Origin of the sequence: Corynebacterium sp. CMW7794 (genome assembly GCF_001563605.1) — a bacterium.
Classification (GTDB): Bacteria; Actinomycetota; Actinomycetes; order Mycobacteriales; family Mycobacteriaceae; genus Corynebacterium; species Corynebacterium phoceense.
In genome coordinates this window covers 1-1,764 of record NZ_KQ961745.1, presented here as the reverse complement: position 1 = coordinate 1,764, position 1,764 = coordinate 1, and the positions used below count along the sequence as shown (strand labels likewise).

Here is a 1,764-nt window from a genome sequence, read left to right as displayed (position 1 = left end):
TGTGATGTCTAGTGACTTCTTGGACTCGGAGTCCATTGACTTTTTGGACTCGGAGTCCAATTAGTTTTTTGACGCGGAGTCCAGGAAGTTTATGGACAGGATGTCTAACGACTTTTTGGGCTCTGGCTTCTTGAGAATGTGGGGATGGCAATTCCCATTACTCTCCGCAAGAAGATAGCGGATTTCGATCCCATCCGTGAGGGCATCACGGTCCAGCAGTTCTGCAAGAACATCGGCGTATCGAAGCAGACGTACTACAACATCAAAGCACGTATCGCCGAACGTGGGCGGGCTGGCATCGTGCCGGACAGCACGGCACCGCTGAACCCGCGACGGGTCTACGATGACAAGATTCGACAACAGGTCCTGCAAGCTCGCGGTACGTTACAAGCCCGCGGCCAAGACTGTGGCCCATGGTCAATCTTCTATTTCTTCCTCGATGAACTCGGCTACGACCAACCACCGTCGCGAGCTTTAATCGCACAATGGTTGCACGAGGCTGGCGTCGCTGACATCAATGCACGTAAACGACCGCGTAAGTCCTACAGGCACTTTGCCAGGGGCCAAGTCAATGAACTGTGGCAGATCGATGCGTTTGTCTACAGACTCTTCGATGTGCCTCACACGCAGGTGACTATCTACCAAGTTATCGACGATGCCAGCCGCTTCGACGTCGGCTCCCAAGCTTTTGGAACTCCAGAAAACGGCACCGATGCCCGCATCACGCTAAGTGGAGCCATTGATGCTTACGGACTTCCCCAAGAAGTCCTCTCTGACAACGGTGATGCCTTTGCCACCTACCATCGCGGCCGGCTGTCGCAAACCGAACGCTGGCTCGCCAGCCTGGGAGTTCAATCAAGTGCGGGTTTTGCTCCCACGACGCAAGGCAAAGACGAGCGATCGCACCAAACCATGACCAAGTTTTTGGATGCTCGTACCCCCACGACGCTGGCGCAGGTCCAACAGCTGATTGTCGACTACCGCAACTTCTACAACACACGCCGTCGTCACCAAGGACTTCTTAGGGGCAAGATGCACATCACCCCAGCCCAAGCCTGGGAGATTATCTCGCATGCCCAGTCACCGACGCAGCCGATTGACCCGGATGTTTTATGGACGAAAATCGCGAAACAATATCACCGGATTCACCCCGACAACCAGGCAGATACCTTAGCAGCCGACACGGTGGTCGCGACAGACAATGCCCTGCCTGAAGTTGCAGCTTCAAACAGGGCACCAGGCAACGACACTCAGGCGATCCAGCAAGATACACCCCATGCCGATTCCTCAACCGTAATGCCAAGCTCTACCGGTGTAAATGCACTCTGGCCTATCCCGGACAAGCTGTGGATCAACAAAAGCGGGGTGGTACGCGTCATGGGACACGGCCTCTACGTCGGGCTGCGCTTTAAAAATCGAGCCATCTACAGCAGCGTAACCGATGACTATGCGGAATTTTTTACTGATCACGACGGTGAGAAACTGTTTTCATTTCCGCTACCGATCCAACTGAATCAGCGTCCACCCGGCGGTCAAATCAACATAAACCACGTTGTCGGCATGTGGCACCGACAACCCCCAGAGCTAAAACCCAACCTCTCTGGGCCACGGCCAAGCCGCCGGGAGAAGCCAAGCTAGCACCAGTACAAAAACTCCGTGGACTCCCCGTCCAAAAAGCGGGGAGACTCCACGTCCACAAAGTCCCTAGACTCCGAGTCCAAAAAGTAGCTGGACTCCCAGTCCAAAAACCTCATGGACATAACA

1 protein-coding gene is annotated in these 1,764 nt (G+C 54.6%); it reads left to right on the top strand.

Annotation, left to right across the window (positions count from 1 at the left end; genetic code table 11):
• Window positions 1-144 precede the first annotated feature (144 nt).
• Entirely contained in the window at window positions 145-1,638 is a 1,494-nt protein-coding gene (locus tag HMPREF3227_RS07980) for a DDE-type integrase/transposase/recombinase (protein WP_066511964.1), read from the top strand.
• Window positions 1,639-1,764: the final 126 nt, after the last annotated feature.

Excerpts from the sequence above, each read along its gene's own strand:
- HMPREF3227_RS07980 (WP_066511964.1), top strand. The coding sequence starts at position 145 with ATGGCAATTCCCATTACTCTCCGCAAGAAGATAGCGGATTTCGATCCC.